Annotated in this window: 20 protein-coding genes; 10 read left to right on the forward strand and 10 right to left on the reverse strand. The window is 68.1% G+C overall.

What is annotated here, in order from left to right; all coding sequences use genetic code 11:
- Positions 1–23 precede the first annotated feature (23 nt).
- From M7H19_RS02820 to M7H19_RS02835, 4 genes are read right to left on the reverse strand one after another with little or no spacing between them, the layout of a single operon-like run.
- The gene (locus M7H19_RS02820; RefSeq protein ID WP_298176747.1) at positions 24–617 is read right to left on the reverse strand and encodes an ATP/GTP-binding protein; all 594 of its coding nucleotides are present in this window, start codon (positions 615–617) and stop codon (positions 24–26) included.
- Positions 598–984: a DUF742 domain-containing protein gene (locus M7H19_RS02825; protein WP_298176751.1), complete on the reverse strand. Its 387-nt coding sequence runs from the start codon at positions 982–984 to the stop codon at positions 598–600. The genes M7H19_RS02820 and M7H19_RS02825 overlap by 20 nt, the downstream gene beginning before the upstream one ends.
- Positions 981–1391 (reverse strand): roadblock/LC7 domain-containing protein, encoded by a 411-nt coding sequence (locus M7H19_RS02830; protein WP_298176753.1) that lies wholly within the window; start codon positions 1389–1391, stop codon positions 981–983. The genes M7H19_RS02825 and M7H19_RS02830 overlap by 4 nt, the downstream gene beginning before the upstream one ends.
- 7 nt (positions 1392–1398) lie before the next feature.
- Entirely contained in the window at positions 1399–4287 is a 2889-nt protein-coding gene (locus M7H19_RS02835) for a nitrate- and nitrite sensing domain-containing protein (RefSeq protein ID WP_298176755.1), read from the reverse strand.
- A 606-nt stretch (positions 4288–4893) separates the two neighbouring features.
- Here M7H19_RS02835 and M7H19_RS02840 point away from each other — a divergent pair.
- The 5 genes from M7H19_RS02840 (at position 4894) to M7H19_RS02860 (ending at position 8613) form a co-directional block, all read left to right on the forward strand.
- On the forward strand, positions 4894–5088 hold the full coding sequence (locus M7H19_RS02840; RefSeq protein WP_298176757.1) for a hypothetical protein: 195 nt from the start codon (positions 4894–4896) through the stop codon (positions 5086–5088).
- 138 nt (positions 5089–5226) lie between these two features.
- A complete protein-coding gene (locus M7H19_RS02845; protein ID WP_298176759.1) occupies positions 5227–6135 on the forward strand; it encodes an ABC transporter ATP-binding protein in 909 nt (302 codons plus the stop codon).
- A complete protein-coding gene (locus M7H19_RS02850) occupies positions 6132–6869 on the forward strand; it encodes an ABC transporter permease (RefSeq protein ID WP_298176761.1) in 738 nt (245 codons plus the stop codon). Before M7H19_RS02845 ends, M7H19_RS02850 begins: the two co-directional genes overlap by 4 nt.
- Positions 6866–7993, forward strand: a complete 1128-nt coding sequence (locus M7H19_RS02855; protein WP_298176763.1) for a sensor histidine kinase — start codon at positions 6866–6868, stop codon at positions 7991–7993. Before M7H19_RS02850 ends, M7H19_RS02855 begins: the two co-directional genes overlap by 4 nt.
- The gene (locus M7H19_RS02860) at positions 7993–8613 is read left to right on the forward strand and encodes a response regulator transcription factor (protein ID WP_298176765.1); all 621 of its coding nucleotides are present in this window, start codon (positions 7993–7995) and stop codon (positions 8611–8613) included. Before M7H19_RS02855 ends, M7H19_RS02860 begins: the two co-directional genes overlap by 1 nt.
- A gap of 72 nt (positions 8614–8685) precedes the next feature.
- Here the strand turns inward: M7H19_RS02860 and M7H19_RS02865 are convergent, their stop codons facing one another.
- Entirely contained in the window at positions 8686–9558 is an 873-nt protein-coding gene (locus tag M7H19_RS02865; protein ID WP_298176768.1) for a spermidine synthase, read from the reverse strand.
- 103 nt (positions 9559–9661) lie between these two features.
- Complete coding sequence (locus M7H19_RS02870) at positions 9662–11278, reverse strand: peptide chain release factor 3 (RefSeq protein WP_298176770.1); 1617 nt, start codon at positions 11276–11278, stop codon at positions 9662–9664.
- Positions 11279–11391: 113 nt separating this feature from the next.
- Here M7H19_RS02870 and M7H19_RS02875 point away from each other — a divergent pair, with 113 nt between their 5' ends.
- The gene (locus M7H19_RS02875) at positions 11392–12351 is read left to right on the forward strand and encodes an ADP-ribosylglycohydrolase family protein (protein ID WP_298176772.1); all 960 of its coding nucleotides are present in this window, start codon (positions 11392–11394) and stop codon (positions 12349–12351) included.
- Positions 12352–12373: 22 nt separating this feature from the next.
- Here the strand turns inward: M7H19_RS02875 and M7H19_RS02880 are convergent, their stop codons facing one another.
- On the reverse strand, positions 12374–12775 hold the full coding sequence (locus tag M7H19_RS02880) for a MerR family transcriptional regulator (RefSeq protein ID WP_298176774.1): 402 nt from the start codon (positions 12773–12775) through the stop codon (positions 12374–12376).
- Positions 12776–12936: 161 nt separating this feature from the next.
- Here M7H19_RS02880 and M7H19_RS02885 point away from each other — a divergent pair, with 161 nt between their 5' ends.
- Both M7H19_RS02885 and M7H19_RS02890 read left to right on the forward strand, forming a co-directional pair.
- A complete protein-coding gene (locus M7H19_RS02885) occupies positions 12937–13320 on the forward strand; it encodes a hypothetical protein (RefSeq protein WP_298176775.1) in 384 nt (127 codons plus the stop codon).
- 70 nt (positions 13321–13390) lie between these two features.
- Complete coding sequence (locus M7H19_RS02890; protein WP_298176777.1) at positions 13391–14068, forward strand: YdcF family protein; 678 nt, start codon at positions 13391–13393, stop codon at positions 14066–14068.
- 12 nt (positions 14069–14080) lie between these two features.
- On the opposite strand, the gene M7H19_RS02895 is transcribed toward M7H19_RS02890, so the two are convergent.
- On the reverse strand, positions 14081–14347 hold the full coding sequence (locus tag M7H19_RS02895; RefSeq protein WP_298176779.1) for a hypothetical protein: 267 nt from the start codon (positions 14345–14347) through the stop codon (positions 14081–14083).
- Between the two features lie 133 nt (positions 14348–14480).
- A complete protein-coding gene (locus tag M7H19_RS02900; protein ID WP_298176781.1) occupies positions 14481–15470 on the reverse strand; it encodes an LLM class flavin-dependent oxidoreductase in 990 nt (329 codons plus the stop codon).
- Between the two features lie 103 nt (positions 15471–15573).
- Between M7H19_RS02900 and M7H19_RS02905 the strand changes: the two genes are divergently transcribed.
- Positions 15574–16158 (forward strand): TetR/AcrR family transcriptional regulator, encoded by a 585-nt coding sequence (locus M7H19_RS02905; protein ID WP_298176783.1) that lies wholly within the window; start codon positions 15574–15576, stop codon positions 16156–16158.
- Positions 16159–16340: 182 nt separating this feature from the next.
- On the forward strand, positions 16341–17816 hold the full coding sequence (gene asnB / locus M7H19_RS02910; protein ID WP_298176785.1) for an asparagine synthase (glutamine-hydrolyzing): 1476 nt from the start codon (positions 16341–16343) through the stop codon (positions 17814–17816).
- Between the two features lie 16 nt (positions 17817–17832).
- Here asnB and M7H19_RS02915 read toward each other — a convergent pair.
- The coding region (locus M7H19_RS02915) for a hypothetical protein (protein ID WP_298176788.1) at positions 17833–18023 on the reverse strand (191 nt) is incomplete at its 5' end.

The raw sequence follows: 18023 nt of genomic DNA on the forward strand, positions 1-18023 counted from the left end.
GCCGCACCCGGGTCAGTACCGGGTCAGTACCGGGCCGGGGCCATGTTCGCCGAATACATCACGTGCTGGATCAACGTGACGAGGACCTGCTTGGTGGACTGACGGTCCCGCGCGTCACACAGCAACACCGGCACACCCGGGTCCACGTCCAGCGCGGCACGCACCTCCTCGGTGCCGTACCGGTAGGCGTTGTCGAAACAGTTCACCCCGACGACGAACGGCAGGCCCCGACGTTCGAAGTAGTCGACGGCCGGGAAACACGTCTCCAGCCTGCGCGTATCGGCCAGCACCACCGCGCCGAGGGCTCCCTGGGCGAGCTCGTCCCACATGAACCAGAACCGATCCTGCCCCGGTGTGCCGAACAGGTACAGGATCAACTCCGGGCTGATCGTGATACGCCCGAAGTCCAACGCGACCGTGGTGGTGGTCTTCGATTCCACCCCTGAGAGATCGTCGACGCCTTCCGACGCCGAGGTCAGCATCTCCTCCGTCCGCAACGGAGGGACTTCACTGACTGAGCCCACCATGGTGGTCTTGCCGACGCCGAAACCACCGGCGATCAGTAGTTTCACCGCCGTCGCGGTGAGGCGTCGGTCGTTAGAGTTTGCGGATGCCATCGAGAACCGCCTGCAGTATGTGCTGGTTGGGTGTTTCGCTCGGGGGCGCGGACTTACGGAAGATCACGTAATTCTGCTCGATCAAATCACTGAGCAGAACCTTCACCAGCGGTAGGGGGAGATCGATGTGACCTCCGACCTCCGCAACGGACATCGGGCGCTGGCACAGGCGCACGATCCTCTCGTACTCGGTGGGCAGATGCGCGGCCTCGTCCGGGGAGCACAACGCCACCACCAGCGTCATCATGTCGAGCCCGTAGTTGTCCGACCGGGTCCGGCCGCCCGTCACCACGTACGAGCGCACCAGGCTGGCGCTGCCCTCCTCGAACCACGTCTCCTCGTCGTTGCCGATGTCGTCGTCAGTCATGGCGTGGCGTGGGGCTCCACCCGTGGCGCGGCACTGAGCACCGCGCCGACCCGTTTCACCATCATGTTCATGGCGTAGGCGACCATGCCCATGTCGATGTCCTCCGCCGTCAACAATGCCAGACACGCGCCTCGCCCGGCCGCCGTCACGAAGAGGAACGCGTGGTCCATCTCCACGACGGTCTGCCGAACCTGCCCGCCACCGAAGTGGCGTCCTGTGCCCCGGGCGAGGCTCTGGAACGCCGAAGCCACGGCGGAAAGATGTTCACCGTCCTCTTCGGACAAGTTACTCGACCTGCCGATGAGCAGGCCGTCGGCCGACAACACGACAGCCCGATCGGCTCCGGCGACCTGGCTCACCAGGTCGTCGAGCAGCCAGTCCAGTTCGTTGACTACCGAGTTCGCCATGGTGTTCTCAGTCTCCAGAATCGTCACTGCCGATGTGGTGCTGTCGAGCTCGGCGGGTTCCCTGTTGGAACGCCGAAAGCCTGCTTCGGGCCTGCTCCGGGGTGGTGGTGTACTCGTCGTCGTCGCCACCCGTGCCGATGCCTGTGAGGTCGGTGGAGGTGGTGCTCTCCTTCAACTGCGGCGCCAGGTTCTGCTGTCGCCGTCGTCGTGGCAACGGTGGCCGGTCCTCGTTGAGCGCGCCCGAGCCGCGTGACGGCACAGCCGACGAATGGCGGCCACCCGACTCGCTCTGCCGGAACGGCAGATCGGGTGCCGGGCGCGTCTCGTGCCGGGGTCGGGGCCCGGAGGGCGGGCGTACGGCTCTCGGCAGCTCCCTCGGCAGCCTGGGTATGTGTTGTGTCGGGTTGGACTGCGTCGGTTCGGGCAGCAAGCCCGTCTCCGACATCACTTCGGGCGACTCCTCCACCTCGCGCCGGCCTCTCGTGGCGGCATGCCTGCCGAGGCTGTCCGAGATCGACTCGTCCTGTCCCTGTTCCGGCGTGGGGTCCTGGGGCAGTTGTCCCTGCACGGCTCCGACTTCACTGCCGTCCTCGGATGGTTCGCTGGTCGCCCTACGGCGCGCGCGGCGAGGCAGTTCGGGGCGCGTCGAGTCCGTCGGGGCCGAACGGTCGGCTCCTCCGGTGGACAGCTCCTCGGGCTCCTCCACGCGCTCGGGCTCAGGGCGGCGTACGGGCGTACGGCGCACGGTCAATGCGCCCGTCTCCCCACCCGAAGAGGAACTCGGAAGCAAGGTGCCGTTGAGCTGCTCACTGCCGTTACGCCGCGGCAGCTCCCTCGCCGCCGTCGCCGCCCTCGCCGTCCGCGTCATCCGGCTGAGCGCGGGGGCGGAACCGCCGCCACCCGCCGGGACCGAGGCCGTGAGCGCGGTCGTCTCCTCCGCGCCGATCGCGTTGTCGCCGTCGTCCTCGACGTCGGTGGGGATCTCGCTGAGCAGTTCGGAACGCACCAGCACGATCGCCCGTGTGCCGCCGTAGGCCGAATCCCGCAACGTCACCGAGAAGTTGTGCTTGGCCGCCAACCTGGCGACCACGAACAGACCCAGCCGGGGCTCGTCGGACAACGCCATGAAGCTGAAGTCCGGCGGGTTGCGCAACATCTCGTTGAAGCGCTCCAGCTCCTCGTCCTCCATGCCGATGCCCTGGTCCTCGATCTCGATGACCACGCCTCGGCCCACGAGCTCGCCCCGCACCTCGACCCGCGACTGCGGAGGTGAGAACGACGTGGCGTTGTCGATCAGCTCGGAGAGCAGGTGCACGAGGTCGCTGACCGCCGGGCCCGCGACGGCGGTCCCCGGCATCTTGTTCGTGCTGACGCGCTTGTAGTCCTCGGTCTCGGCGATCGCGCCCCGCACGATGTCGATGATGGGCACCGGGTTGCGGAACTGTCGGCCCGGCTGTTCCCCACCGAGAATGATCAGGTTCTCGGCGTTGCGCCGCGCCCGCGTGGACAGGTGGTCGAGGCGGAACAGCAGGTCGAGCTGGTCGGGGTCCTCCTGCTTGCGTTCGGCGGCGTCCAGCACCGAAAGTTGTCGGTGCACAATCACCTGGCTGCGGTGGGCAATGTTGAGGAAGACCTTGCGGGTACCTTCCCTGGTCTCGGCCTCCTCGACGGCGGCGGCGATGGCCGTGCGCTGTGCCTTGTTGAACGCCTCGGCGACCTCACCGATCTCGTCGTCACCGTGGTCCAGGTAGGACACCTCGCTTTCGAGGTCCACCTGTTCCCCTTTGCGCAGCCGCTCGACGATGCGGGGCATGCGTTCGTCGGCGAGTTCGAGGGTGGCCTCGCGCAGCGACACCAGACGTTTGGCCAGCCGGTCGGACAACCGCCACGCCAACAGTGACACCGCCAGTGCCACGGCGATGACGCCCGCACCGGCCAGGATCGACGTGATCAGCGTCGAGTCGGCCTCGTCGAGCGCGAGCTCGGTGGCCACGGTGCTCTGCTCCACGTAGAGGTTCCACAGCGTCCCGCTGACCTCGCCGGCGGCGGCATGCCACGCGGGCTCGGCGACCGGAAGATCGGTGGTGTTGCCCCGTAGGAAGGCGTTCTCGACGCGGGTCAACGTCTCCCACGCGTCGCTGGCCACGAGTTGTTCGTACTGCTGCCGGACCGACGGGATCATGTCCGGAACCGCTTGTTCCAGCGTGTTGTGGTAGGTGCCGACCTGGCTGATGTAGGCCCGAAACTCCTGTTCGGTCAGTCCGCCGCTGGTGATGCCCGCCGCGGCCAGGGCGTAGCCTCGGGACATACCGTCCGCGCTGACGAACAACGGCATCGCCACCATGCGTTTGTAGGCGGTCTCGGCGTTCGGCGTTTCCTGCGCCACGCCGTTCAGTCCGACCGTGTAGGTGTCGATGATCTCGTTGTAGAAGTCGTACGCCTCCTGCAGCGAGGCCTGTCCACGGTCCACTCGCTGCCGGAACTCGCCCAGTTGCGCCACTCGCTGCTGCGCGAGCCTGATGCTCTCCCGCACGTTCTCGGGCGCGTCCTCGGCGATGCCTTCGAGGTCCTCGGCCATTCGCCGGGCCGCTTCGTCGGTCCGCTGGCGCTGCTGCTCCAGCTCCGACCGCAGTGATCTCGTGGTCGCGATCTCCTGCAGCGTCAACCTGCGTTCCTCACGCACGTTGGCGAACAACACACCCGCGGGCTGGGCGGCCTCGTGGACCTTGGTGCTGAAGGACCGCACCTGGATGGCGTCGTTGACCAGGTAGCCGGCTATCGCGACACCGGTTAAGAGAAAGACAAGGCTCGGGATGAAGGCGATGGCGAGCACTCGGGTGCGGATGGTCGAACGCCCACGACGTGGGGCAGCACTCTTGTTCAACAACGCGCTCAAGGCCCTTCCAGCGACACGTATTTGTTTCTGGGCCCCCAACCCGATGCTTCAAGCTTCACGCAACGCCCACCATACTAAGCCGTCGCTTAGCGCGTGAGACTAAACAGCGATCTTCGCTTCAGTCAACATGATGCGCGTCCACGCAAGCCACGAGTGCAGTGACCGGCCATGCGGCCAGAGGCCCGCCTCACAGTCGTGAAATATCGACTCCACACTCTATTTGTGACGGCAAGTCCGGCATAGGCGTCTGTGATGTGAGTCCTCACCACGGCCTCGCCGTCCCGCACACCTCGACGCAGGGCACATCCGTTTCCACTGTTCAGCACCGGCGAGGACGCCGCGCCCTCCGCGGTGGGTGTGCCCGGTTTCACGGCCGGGACCCGCGCCGTTAATTGCTTCCCACAACGTGAAGTGACTGATTCGTCGCATTGAGACACGGAACGCCCGAGGTGAAATTCCCAGGAACGAAAATGCCGTTTCTCTCCTTCTCCCGCGGTGACGCCTAAGACGCCACAGGATGTGTTCTCGACCACCGTGGAGAAGGCGTAACTTCCGACGCGAGACGTGCGATACCGGACATAGCCCGCAGCAAGGAGGCCGGTGCCCATGCCACGACGCACGTCGAGACGGTGGCCCCCGACCCGTCTTGTCCTATTTGTCCTATCGCTGGCGTTCGCGGCAACGGCGGCGATCCAGGCGTTCCTGGCCCTGTCGACGTCCGAGTGGTGGCCGGGGGTGGTGGCCGTCGCACTCGCGGCGGCCGCCGTGTGGTGCCTCACCACGGCGCTCACTACGCGGTGACGAAAGGAACACTCGGAAAAGGAGCGAACCACTCGGACCACGGTTGACATTCGTCATCTCCTCGTGGTGTCACGACGTCACTACCCACGACCCCCACCGAAAGAGCACGGTGTCCCACAGGAACAACGGGGAGGAACCGTGCGAACAGTGCTGACAGTCCGGGGGGTAGGGCACCGCTACGGCGGGACAGTGGCCCTCGACGCCGTGGACCTGACCGTCGGGGCGGGGGAATGTGTGGCGCTGCTCGGCCCCAACGGCGCGGGAAAGACGACACTGGTGAATCTGGTCGTGGGGCTTCTACCCCGGCAACAGGGTGAGATCGACCTGGCCGGTGGTGATCCGCGAAACGCCCGCACCCGCCGCGGTCTGGGAGTCGTGCAGCAGTCGCTAGGTTACCCGGGGACGCTCAAGGTCGGCGAGCTCATCTCCGGCGCGGCCGTTCGAGGGGGACGGCCGCGCTCAAGTGCGGCACCGATCATGGCGGAACTGGGACTCACCGACCTCACCGAGCGCCGCGTGGCGAAGCTGTCCGGAGGTCAGAAACAACGCGTGCAGCTCGCCATGGCGCTGGTCACCGACCCGAAGCTGCTGGTGCTGGACGAACCGACGGTCGGGCTGGACGTGCCCACACGCAGGAGGTTCTGGCAGGTCCTCGAACAACGGCGGGCGATGGGCACGGGAATACTGCTGACCACACACCTGATCGACGAGGCGGCGGCCGTGTCGAACAGGGCCGTGGTGCTGGACCACGGCCGAGTGCTGGCCTCGGCGCCCCCGGAGGAACTGGTCTCCCGGCTGCCGGACCGCACGATCACCGCGCGCACGGACCTCGGTGACGAACGACTCACCGCGCTGCCCGAAGTGGTCTCGTTCGAGCGGAACGGTGGTCTGGTCCACATCGGCACGCGGTATCCCGAGCGGCTACTGCGACTGCTGCTCGCCGAGGACCCCGGGCTGAGCAATCTCCAGGTCGAGGGCGCGAGCCTGGAAGAAGCCGTCGTGGCGCTGACCTCGCCACACAACGTGGGGCGGGAGGTGGCCCGATGAACCGGCGGTTGCTCGGCGTGGAACTCCTCGACGAGATACGCGGCATCGTTCGGGAACCCACCGCGCTGTTCTTCTCGATCCTGATGCCGGTGGGCTTCTTCGCCCTGTTCGTGTCGATGTTCGGCCACCATCCGGCCGAGGACCTGTCCTCGGGCACCCGGATGTTGGCCACCTTCGGCACGTTCGGCGTGCTGGCCGTGACCTTGCTGAACCCGGGAATCGGCGTGGCACAGGACCGGCACATCGGATGGTTACGCGTGAAGCGGGTGCAGGCGGTGCCGTTGCCTGTGACGCTCGCGAGCAAAGTGCTCGCCGCAGTGCCGTATTCGGGCGGAGTGCTGCTGGCGATGACCCTCACCGCGGCGTTGACAGGGACACTGCAGGCATCGCCGCTTCAACTGCTGCGTCTGTACGTCGTGCTGCTGCTCGGCGCGACGCCGTTCGCGTTGCTCGGTCTGGCGGTGGGTTTCCTGGCGAGTCCGAACGCTACGACGGCGATACTCAACGCGATCCTGATGCCGACCGCGGTCGTCTCCGGACTGTGGATGCCGTTGGCCGTCCTGCCCGACTTCTTCGGCACCGTCGCGAACGTTCTGCCGACGTATCACCTCGCGGAGCTGGCGATGGCCCAGCTCGACGGCGCGGCCGTCGCCGGGCATCTCGCGGTGTTCACCGGTTGGACCGCGGTCATGGTGGTCATGGCCGCGCTGGCCTATCGTCGGGCACGGCCATGACCACCACCGAACACGCTTCCCACGAAGGACCGGCGGCTTCCACCGACGGTCCTTCGTGGTGGTCGGAGTTCGGCTGGATCCACCTCGTCTACCTCGTCTTCCTCGTCATACACCCGATCTACGACCCGGGCTCGGGCCCGTGGGGCTGGGCGCTGGTGGTGGGCGTCGTCCTGGTGTTCCTGCCCATGTACATGCTCGCCTGGGCGCGTCCCGAACTGGCCCGCTGGGGATCGGTCGTTCCCATGACGATGCTCGGGGTCGTCACCACTCCGCTGAACTCGGGTGCCGCGGTGTTGTTCGTCTACGCCGCGGCCATAGCCGGTATCCGGGAATCACGGCGGGTGGCGCTGCGCTGGTTCGGCGGGCTGACGGTGGTGTTGTGCGCGCTGTTGGCGCTGTCCCCGATACCGTTGCCACAGCGGCTGTGGGGGCTGGGGCCGCCGCTGCTGTTCATCTGGATCATCGGCTTCACCCAGATTGAGCAGGCGGGGCGCGACCGGAAGGCGGCGGAGCTGAGACTGCGCAACGCCAGGATCGAGCACCTCGCCACCGTCTCCGAGCGGGAACGCATCGCCAGGGAACTGCACGACCTGCTCGGTCACTCGCTCACGTCGGTCATCATGCACGCACAGCTTTCCCAGAACCTCGTCGACACGGACCCGGATCGTGCTCGTGACGCGGCGGCCAAGGCCGAGAGGACCGCACGGGCCGCACTGACCGAAGTGCGCGCCACCGTCAGCGGTCTTCGGCAGACGAATCTCGACACCGAGCTGGAGTCGGCGCGGGAGACACTGTCGAGCGCGGGCGTGGAACTGATGACTCGATGCGACAGGTCGTTGAAGCTCGTCGGGTCCACCGAACACGAACTGGCGCTGGCGTTGCGGGAGGCGATCACCAACGTCGCCAGGCACGCCTGCGCGCGGACCTGTTGTGTCACCCTGTCGGTGGTGGACGAGGAACTGCGGTTGGTGGTCGCCGACGACGGAGTCGGTGGGCGGCACCGGGCGGGCAACGGACTGACCGGGATGCGCGAACGGATCAGCGTGCTCGGCGGCCGGGTCGAACACTCCGGCTCGGCGGGCACGACGGTGACGATCGCGGTACCTCTGCAGGTGGCGACCTGATGTCCGGCGGCGGTGACAAGATCAGGGTGGTGCTGGCCGAGGATCAGACGATGGTCGTCGAGGCGTTCGCCGAGTTGCTCGACCTGCAACCGGACATCACGGTGTGCGCCACCGCGACGAACGGGGCCGACGCGCTGGCCGCGGTCGCGGAGCACGACCCGGACGTGCTGGTCACCGACATCGAGATGCCCCGCGGAAGCGGCCTCGACGTGGCCGCAGAACTGCATCGACGCGGAAGTCGCGCCCGGGTGCTCATCGTCACGACCTTCGCCCGCAGCGGCTATCTGCGGCGCGCCATGAGTGCCGGGGTCACCGGTTACGTGCTCAAGGACGCGCCGATCGGCGAGCTGGCCGATGCGTTGCGCAAGGTCCACGCAGGCGGAACGATCGTCGCCGCCGAACTGGCGTTGGCTGCCTGGGACCACACCGACCGGCTCACCGACCGCGAACGCGAACTGCTGCGCCAGGTGGCCGACGGGGCGACCAATCGCGACATCGCACGACGGCTGCACCTGGCCGAGGGCACCGTCCGCAACTACCTGTCCGCCGCGATGGCCAAATTGGACGCCCGCAACCGCACGGAAGCGGCCAAGAAGGCCCGGGAACGCGGCTGGCTCTGACGGCGGACCCAGCCGCGACGACGGCACAAGCGACACGGCTCTAAGCGCTCGCGGGCCGCCCGGGCCGGTCGGTCACGAAGCGATGCCCTCCTTGCGCAGCGTGTACGGCAGGACGCTGTTGGCCACCAGTGCCTCGGCGTCCAGGGTCACCGGGCGATACGGCAGCTCGGCGAAGCGCTCGAGCATCCGCGCCGTCGGGTCGGCCACCACATCCGGCCTGCCCACGCAGAACGCCCAGTCGAACTCGTCGGAGCCGTGGTAGGCCACGGTGCCGAAGACCTCGGAGAACCGCGCCAAAGCCCGCCGCAACATCGTGTTCAGCCACAGCGTCGGACAACCGACCTGCGACGTCACCACGCCGCCCTCGCGCAAAGCGCCCACGCAGTGACGCAGGAACTCGGTGCCGAAAAGCCGGTTGTGTTGCGCGTCGTCCTCCCGTTCGCCGGGCAGGTCGGCGACGATGACGTCGTACTTCGTGTCCTCGTCGTCGTTCTCGGCGGCCCGGCGCACAAACTCCCAGCCGTCGCCGTAGTGCATCCTCACCGGTCCGTCGCCGCGCACGGCCCGTTCCAGTTCGTCGGGCGTGTACCCGTACGGCAGGTGCTCGGCGCACAACTCGACCACCTCGCGGTCGATGTCCACGTGGTCGACGTGGGTGGCCCCGGCCGCGACGGCGAGCTGACTGACCACGCCCTCGCTGGAGCCGACGACGAGCACCCGCTCGACGCGTTCGGCGAGCAGAGCGGCGGGAACGAACAGGGCGTCGTGGTAGTGCTGTTGCGCCAGCTCCGTGCTCTGCGGGTCGCTGTCGCAAAACAGCGACACTCCCTGTTCCGTCTCGGCGATGACGACGTGCTGGAAGGCCGTGTCCCCCTCCCAGATCACTTCGTCCAGCTCCCACAGCTGCGACAGTCCTCGCGTCAACGGCTCCCTCAGCTCCGGCAACGATCACTCCTTTCCCGCGGCACCGCCGTTCGGCGGTCCCACAGTCTTCATCGCGCGTTCACAGTCGTGCCTGTCGCGCACGATAAGGGTGTTCGGAGCGGCGTCACTCACCCGCCGCGACCAGCGGCTCCAACCGCAGGTCGGGGTGGCGGCGCAGGAGGATGCGCATGCTCATGTCGTCGGCGAACAGGGCGAGGTCGGTGCCGTCGGCGCGGGTGAGCACCTCGCTGCTGCGTCCGGCGTCCACCAGCGCCCGCTGGGCGGGGTCGACGAGCCGGCGCACCGTCGAGTAAGGCAGTCGGTCCAGCTTCACCGGCGAGTTGAACTCGTGCTCCATCCGGTGCGCGGCGACCTCGAACTGCATGGGTCCCACGGCCGCGAACACGGGGGCGGCGTCCCCTCGCAGGTCGGAGGTCAGGATCTGCACCACGCCCTCGGACCCGAGCTGTTCCACGCCCTTGCGGAACTGCTTGGACTTACTGAGGTCGGCGGGCCTGGCCACGGCGAAGTGCGCGGGCGCGAAGCTCGGCAAGCCGGGGAATCGCACCGCGGGTCTGCCCGAGTACAGCGTGTCCCCCACCCGCAGTGCCGAGGCGTTGACCAGCCCGATCACATCACCCGGGTACGCGATGTCCACTGTGGAACGCTGCTGGCCGAAGACCTGGTGGGCGTACTTGGTGGCGAACGGCCGTTTGGTGGTGGCGTTGGTGACCACCATGCCTCGTTCGAACACCCCGGAGCACACGCGCGCGAACGCCACCTGGTCGCGGTGCGCCGGGTCCATCCCCGTCTGCACCTTGAACACGAAAGCCGAGAAATCGGCGTCCAACGGCCGTGGCTCGCCGTCGACGTCCACCCACGGCTCGGGTCTGGGCGCCAACTCCACCAACAGGTCCAGCAGGTGCCGCACACCGAAGTTCAGCACCGCCGCACCGAACAACACGGGCGAGGCCGAACCGTCCAGGAACCGCGCGACATCGAACTCGCCACCCGAGGCGGCCACCAGCTCGGCCTCTTCGACGGCACGCGTGAACGCGTCGCCCTCCTCGGCCTCGGCCCACTCGGCGGGCAGGCGTTTCTCCTGGGCCACCGTGGCCCCGCCGGCCGTGCGCGCGTACCGCACGAACGAACCGTCGGTGACGTCCAGCACTCCCCGGAAGTGCCCTGCCTCACCGACCGGCCAGGTCAACGGCATCGGGGTCAATCCGAGGCGTTCGCTGAGCTCGTCGCACAGCTCCAACGCCTCCCGGCCGGGGCGGTCCCATTTATTGACGAACGTGATCACCGGGATGCCCCGGTGTCGGCAGACGTCGAACAGTTTCAGCGTCTGCGGCTCCAGCCCCTTGGCCGCGTCCAGCAGCATCACCGCCGAGTCCACGGCCGCCAACACCCGATAGGTGTCCTCGGAGAAGTCCGCGTGCCCCGGCGTGTCCAACAGGTTGATCACCGAGTCGCCGTAGGAGAACTGCAACGCCGCCGATGTGATGGAGATGCCGCGCGCCCGCTCCAACTCCATCCAGTCCGACACCACTCCGCGGCGACCGGATTTGCCGTGCACCGCTCCCGCCTCGGAGATCATGCGCGCGTGGAGGGCGAGCGCCTCCGTCAGCGTCGACTTACCCGCGTCAGGGTGACTGATGACGGCGAACGACCGCCGTCGGCGCGCCTGCGCCGCGACATCACCGTCCGAGGAAGTAGCTGCGTCCGCACCGGCACTCATGCGACGCTGTCCTGACCGAAAGCCTGCTTGAGAGAACACATATCCCGGCCAGAGTACCGGCGACCACCCGGAGGCACCGACGCCGACGGCACGAACCAGCGAGGGGATCCGCGATGACCGAGATGTCCGAGACGATCGACTCCTCCCGCCTCGACAAAGCCCGCGGCCTGATGTTCGGCCTGGCCCTCGGCGACTGTCTCGGCGCGCCGTTCGAGGACAGGACCGAGGTGACCCACGCCGACGTCGTGGCCGCGGAGAACGCCACCGAGCCCCTGGTCCACACCGACGACACGGCGTTGGCGCTGGTACTGGCCCGGCACCTGGCACACCGGATCACCGAGGGGAACACCCGTGCCGGCGAATACGTGGACGCCGATGTGCTCGCCCGGGAGTTCGCCGAGACCTGGGAGGCCGAACCCTGGCGCGGGTACGGCGGCGGAGTGACCCGGTCGTTCCGGCTCATCATGTCCGGCACACCGTGGCGAGAGGCCATCAGGGCCGTGTTCCCCGAGGGCTCCTTCGGCAACGGCGGCGCGATGCGGGTGGCACCGGCCGCACTCGTCGGCGGTGACGTGCGGGAGGTCGTGGAGCTGGCGCGCCGCAGCGCCGAGGTGACCCACGCCCACGCCGACGCGCTGCACGGCGCGGTGTGTCAGGCCGTGGCCGCCCACCTCGCCCTCCGTCTTTCCCCCACCGACTCCGCGCGGGCGCGGGAGTTCGTGGAGCCGCTGCGGGAGGTTCTGCCCACACCGCTGTGGCGCGAGAAGCTGGACCTGGTCGTCGAGCTCTGCGAGCGGGAGGCCGAGCCGGGCCACGCCGCCGAGGTGCTCGGCAACGACGTCTCGGCGTCGGGGTCCGTGCCGTTGGCGTTGTCGTCCTTCCTGCGCCATTCCGGCCGCCCGGAGGAGGTGATCCGGTTCGCCATCCTGGCGGGCGGGGACACCGACACCGTGGCCGCGATGGCCGGCGCGCTCGCCGGGGCCCACAGCGGGTACACGGCGTTCTCACCACACGTGGTGGGGCGGCTGGAGGCGGCCGAGCGACTCCACCGCTGTGCCGAGCGGCTGGCTTGACGCCGTGCTCGGCGGTGACGGCTCAGGTGTTCTGGGCACGCTCCGTGTGCCGGGCGAGACTGTCGCGTAGCAGAGCGGCGAACTCCTCGGCCGTGTCGAGAGTGGCGCGCAGCTCGGCGCAGCGGCGTTCGGCCTTCTCCGTGAACTCCCGTAGTCTGCGTAGCTCGTGTTCCTCCAGCACCACGGGTTCGCCGTCGGGCCGGGACACCGGGAACAGCAGGCCCAGTAGCTCTTTCATCTCCTCGAGCTGGAACCCGAGCGGCTTCATGCGCCGGATGAGATTGATGCGCGCCACATCGGGCTCGGTGTAGAGCCGGAAGCCGCCTTGGCTGCGAGCACTGGGAGTCACCAGTCCGACTTCCTCGTAGTAGCGAATGGTGCGCAGGGACAGCCCGGTCCGTGCCGCGACTGCACCGATGCGCATGTGCTCACCCACGAGATGGACCTCATTTCCTCGGCTTGCAACATGATCACCGTACTCCTTCTTGATCTTGAACGCAGTCCGTCCACAGTAGACATACAAGCTGGGAGAACACCCCAACGGCCAGGAAACCTTTCCCTAACGTCAAGGTAGAATTCACCACCGTGACGCCAGAGTTGTTCGAGTCCGTGGAGGCGTACAACGCCGCCCACCCCGCCAGCCCGTTCCCGACAGACCGACACGCGCGCAGTGTTCTACGCGGCTACCGCGTGGCCATGCAAGGCGTCACCGACGACGTGACGGGTACTGGCTCGGGCGCCTCACTCACCGTGGACTTCCTCCCCGGCGGCGCACCGCTGCCCGACGAGGCCGACAGGGTCGGCACCGTCGTGGCCAGCCGCTGGGGCGAGGGACCAGTCCTCGTCCTGGCCACAGACGTGTCGCTCCGCGCCGCGTGGGAAGCCATCAAGGAGGCGTGGCCCAAACACCTGTCGGACGTGCACACAGCCTTGGAACCGCTGCCCAGGACCGACACCCGGAGCACCTGACAAAAACGAACACCGGCCCGAGACCGAGGCGGGCGGCTTCGGTTCCGCCGCGGGACGGTACCCATATCTCATGACACGACGGGCCCCGACCGCGCTACCCGACACGGTGTACGACGACGCCCTCACGCTGTGGGACTACCACGTGCTGCGGCACGCACCGCGGCGCAGCGACGTGGGCATCGGCCTGGGCAGCCACGACCTGGGGGTGGCCGAGCACGCCGCCGCACTGTTCGGCGAGGGCCGCTTCGAGCTGCTGGTGTTCACCGGGGCCACCACACCCACCACGGCGCGGCTCTTTCCCCGCGGTGAAGCCGCGCACTACCGCGAACGGGCCCTGGAACTGGGGGTGCCCGACGACGCGATCCTGGTGGAGCCGCACGCCCGCAACACCGGTGAGAACATCCGATTCACCCGGCGGCTACTGGCCGACCGGGGTGTCCCGACGCACACCGCGACGTTGGTGTGCAAGCCTTACCACCAGCGGAGGGCCTACGCCACCAGCCGCAGGCAGTGGCCTCGACTGGATGTCCGCTGCTCGGCCGCGCCGACGGACCTGGACGAGTACCTGGCCACGATCGGCGACGCCGACCAGGTCGTGCACATGCTCGTCGGGGAGACCCAGCGCATCCTCGTCTATGCCCGGCGCGGATTCATCGTCGCCCAGGACGTGCCCCCAAAGGTCGAGGCCGCCTACCGGCGACTGGTGCGCGCGGGGTACGTGTCCCGCCTGGTGCGGCGGAAGCCTTGATGTGACCGGGGGTCAGTACACGATGTCGAAGCGCACCATCAGGCTCTCGATCGCCTGCTTGGTCTGCTCCACCGTCTGCGCCGACAGCTGCAGCTGGGTCAGCACGCTCTCGCTGTAACCTCCCACCTCGTCGTAGGCCCCCGTACCGCCGAGGCTGTTCTGCAGCGACTCCGACAGATTCGTCGCCATCAGCAGCGCGTGCTGAATGGCGTTGTGGATGTTCTCGCAATGCTCCACGCCCTGGTAGAGCTGCGCCAGCGTCTCCTCGTGCGTCGCCATGTCGTCACCTTGTTCGTCGCGTTGCCCGCTCACCTGACGCCATCCCCTCGTCCGGCCACGATGAGCCCCCTGGCCCGAAGCTCAACACACAAGCCCCGAGGTGTTGGTCACAAACGCGAGCTCCGTTACAGGATCACGACTTCAGACCCGCGACATCGGCCAGAAGTTCGACGGAGCGAAGCCGCTGCTTCACCGAGGGCGACTGGTGGGCGGTGATGAGTTCGTCGGCATCGGCGTGGGTGGCGAAGTCGTCGAGGAAGGTCTTGACCTTGTCGGGCGTCCCCACTGCCGTGTACTTGATCATGTTGAGGAGCTGCGCGCCGTGCGGCGAGTCGAGGACCAGGTCGGCTTCCTCGTCGGTGAACTTACGGCCCCGGCGCCCCAGCAGCAGGTTCACGCGCTGGCGCTTCATCGTGCGGTACTGCTCCTGCGCCTCGGTCTCGTCGTCGGCGGCGATCACGTTGACGCCCGCGATGACGTAGGGCTCTTTCAGCTGCTCGGACGGCTGGAACTTCTCGCGGTACACCGCGACGGCCTGCTGCAACGCGTCCGGGGCGAAGTGCGACGCGAACGCGTACGGCAGTCCGAGGGCGGCGGCGAGCTGCGCGCCGAACAGCGACGAGCCGAGGATGTACAGCGGCACGTTCGTGCCCTTGCCGGGGATGGCGTCGACTCCGGGGATGAGGCTCTCGCCCCGCAGGTAGGCCTGGAGCTCCCGCACATCGTGTGGGAACGCGTCCGCCGAGGTGGGGTCGCGACGCAACGCGCGCAGCGTGTTCTGGTCGGTGCCCGGCGCACGGCCGAGCCCGAGGTCGATGCGGCCGGGATGCAACGTCGCCAGAGTCCCGAACTGTTCGGCGATGACCAGCGGGGAGTGGTTGGGCAGCATGATGCCGCCCGCGCCCAGCCTGATGCTCTCGGTGTGCGCGGCGACGTGAGCGATGACCACGCTGGTGGCCGAGGAGGCGATCGAGGAGAAGTTGTGGTGCTCGGCATACCAGACGCGGTGGTAGCCGGTTTCCTCGGCACGCTGTGCCAGCGCGACACTCGCCTCCAGGGCCTGCTTCGGTGTCTCACCCCGACCGATCACGGCGAGATCGAGGATGGAGTAGTTGACGGTCACGGGCCACACCTTTCGAGACGAACTCCCCGGAGCACTTGCTCCGCCCACTGTACCCACACCGGAACAGCTGCTCCCCTTTGTCGGGAAGACATACGATGACGTCATGACTCAGCAGCTCGGTACCCCGCGGCGTCGCGACGCCCTAAGCAACCGCGCGGCCATTCTGCGCGCCGCCGCCGCGGCGTTCTCCGAGCGCGGTCGAGCCGTCGACGTCCGGGAGATCGCGCGTTGCGCGGGCGTGGGCATGGGCACCCTCTACCGGCATTTCCCGTCGAAGGACGCCCTCATCGAGACCCTGCTCGCCGAGAGCTACGCCCGGTGGGTCGAGCAGGCACGCCGGTCCACCCGCGACCGCACCTCGGCGTGGGAGGCGCTGGAGAGCTTCATCACCGACGCGCTCACCTTCCAACGACGCGACCGCGCCGTGCTGGAGAACCTCGCGGCGGCCACCACCGACGCCGCCGGCCTGTCGGTGTGCCGACGGCTGCTACGACCGCTCGTCGAGGAGCTCGTCGCCGCCGCCCACGCCGAGCGGGCGCTGCGGCCGGGCGTTCGCGCCGACGACGTCCTCGCGGTGCTGGCCGCGCTCGGACGCCTCGTGGAGCTGGACGCCCCCGCCGACGCGGTGCACCGGTGCCTACGGATCGTCCTGTCGGGCCTACGTAACGGCGACGGACTGGAGCCCTGACCCGCCTGCCACCGGGCCTTCCGCCCAAGCCTTCCGCCCGGTTCCTCTATCCAGCGGGAGGGCGGCCACGCCCCTAGACTCGACAGTGTCGGCACACTGTCACCCATGGACCAGGCAGGTGAGTAGCCATCTCCGGCCTCGTCGCCGCATACGGCCCCTTCGACCCGCTCGAAGGACTGCGCATGCTCGATCGGCTGGCCCACCGGGGCCCCGACGGGCAGGGCACTCGCGCTTTGGATCACGCCTGGCTCGGACATCGCAGGCTCGCCGTCGTCGATCTGGAGGGCGGGGCCCAGCCCCTGCGGGACCCGAACGGCCAGTACTGGCTCGTCGGCGACGGGGAGATCTACAACCACCAGCGACTCCGCCGCGAGCTGGAAGCGCGGGGTCACGTGTTCCGTACCCGCGCAGACCAGGAGAGCGCGCTGCACCTTTTGGAAGCCGAGGGGATGGACGCGCTGTCCCGGTTGTGGGGAACCTTCGCGTTCGCTGGCGCCACGGTCGACGGCCACTTCTTCACCGCCCGCGACACGATGGGACTGGCCCCCCTGTACTGGGCGAGGCAGGGCGACACCGTGGTGTTCAGCAGTGAGCTCAAGGCGTTCGACCCGCACCGACGGCCGGACGTCGAGCCCTTCCCCCCGGGCCACGTCTGGACCCCCCGCGACGGATTGACGGCGTTTCGGGCGTTTCCCGAGGTGGAACCCGTCGCGCCCACCGTGTCGAACAACGAGGACCCGGACCCGCCCGAGGCGGTGTTCGCGACCATCCGCGATCGGCTCATCCACGCGGTGGAGCGGTACGCGGAAGCGGATGTCCCGGTGGGTGCCCTGCTGTCGGGCGGGCTCGATTCCAGCATCGTCACCGCGATCGCGGCCCGGTACGCACGCAGGAAGGGACGTAAGTTCCGCACGTTCGCCGCCGGACTCGTCGACAGCGACGACGTGCTCGCCGCGCGCGAGGTCGCCGAGGCGCTGGATACCGAACACGCGGAACGCCTCTACACACATGACGAACTGATCGACTGGATGCCCGAGGTCATCAGGGTGATCGAATCGTTCGACCCCCAGTTGCTGCACAGTTCCGTGCCGAACCTATTGGTGTCCAAACGGGCGGCGCGCGACGTGAAGGTGGTGCTCGTGGGGGAGGGCGCCGACGAACTCTTCGCGGGCTACAGCCACTACGGCGAGATCAGCGGCGAGGCGGAGCTGCATGAGGCCCTGCTCTCGGCCATCCGCGAGCTGCACCTCGGTGGCCTGCAACGCGTCGACAGAGTGGCGGGCGCTACCGGGCTCGAACCCAGAACACCGTTCCTCGAGCTCGACGTGGTGGAGCTCGGCCTGAGTCTGCCCGCGCGCTGGAAGCTGTCCAGCGGTGACCGTCCGGAGAAGTGGCTGCTGCGCAAGGCGTTCGACGGCTGGTTACCCGACAGTGTGCTGTGGCGGCCGAAAGCCCAGTTCGGCCAGGGCACCGGTGCGCGGGACGTGCTGGGCGAGTACTACGCCTCGACGGTGTCGAAGGAAGAGTTCGAAGACGAACGCCACGCACTGGACCCGCCGCTGCACTCCCGTGAGGAACTCGCCTACTTCCGCATGTTCCAACGAGAGTTGACGGGCGTCGATCCACAGCGCCTGGTGGGCCGCTTCGAGGGCTGGTGACGAATCCGCCACCGATTCACGTCGAGTGGCCCGTCTCGTGTTGTGTGGGGCTGTCCAGCGGCAGTGACTTCGATCCCTGCTGGGTTTCGGCCACGCGGTGGTCGGCCTCGACTTCCTTCTTCGCCTCGTCGATGCTGCGACGGGCCTTACCGAGCTGTGTCTCGTCGGCCTCGGCGCCCTCTTCCCGGTCCGGTCGACGTGTCTCAT

Source organism: Saccharomonospora sp., from assembly GCF_027317685.1.
Lineage (GTDB): Bacteria > Actinomycetota > Actinomycetes > Mycobacteriales > Pseudonocardiaceae > Saccharomonospora.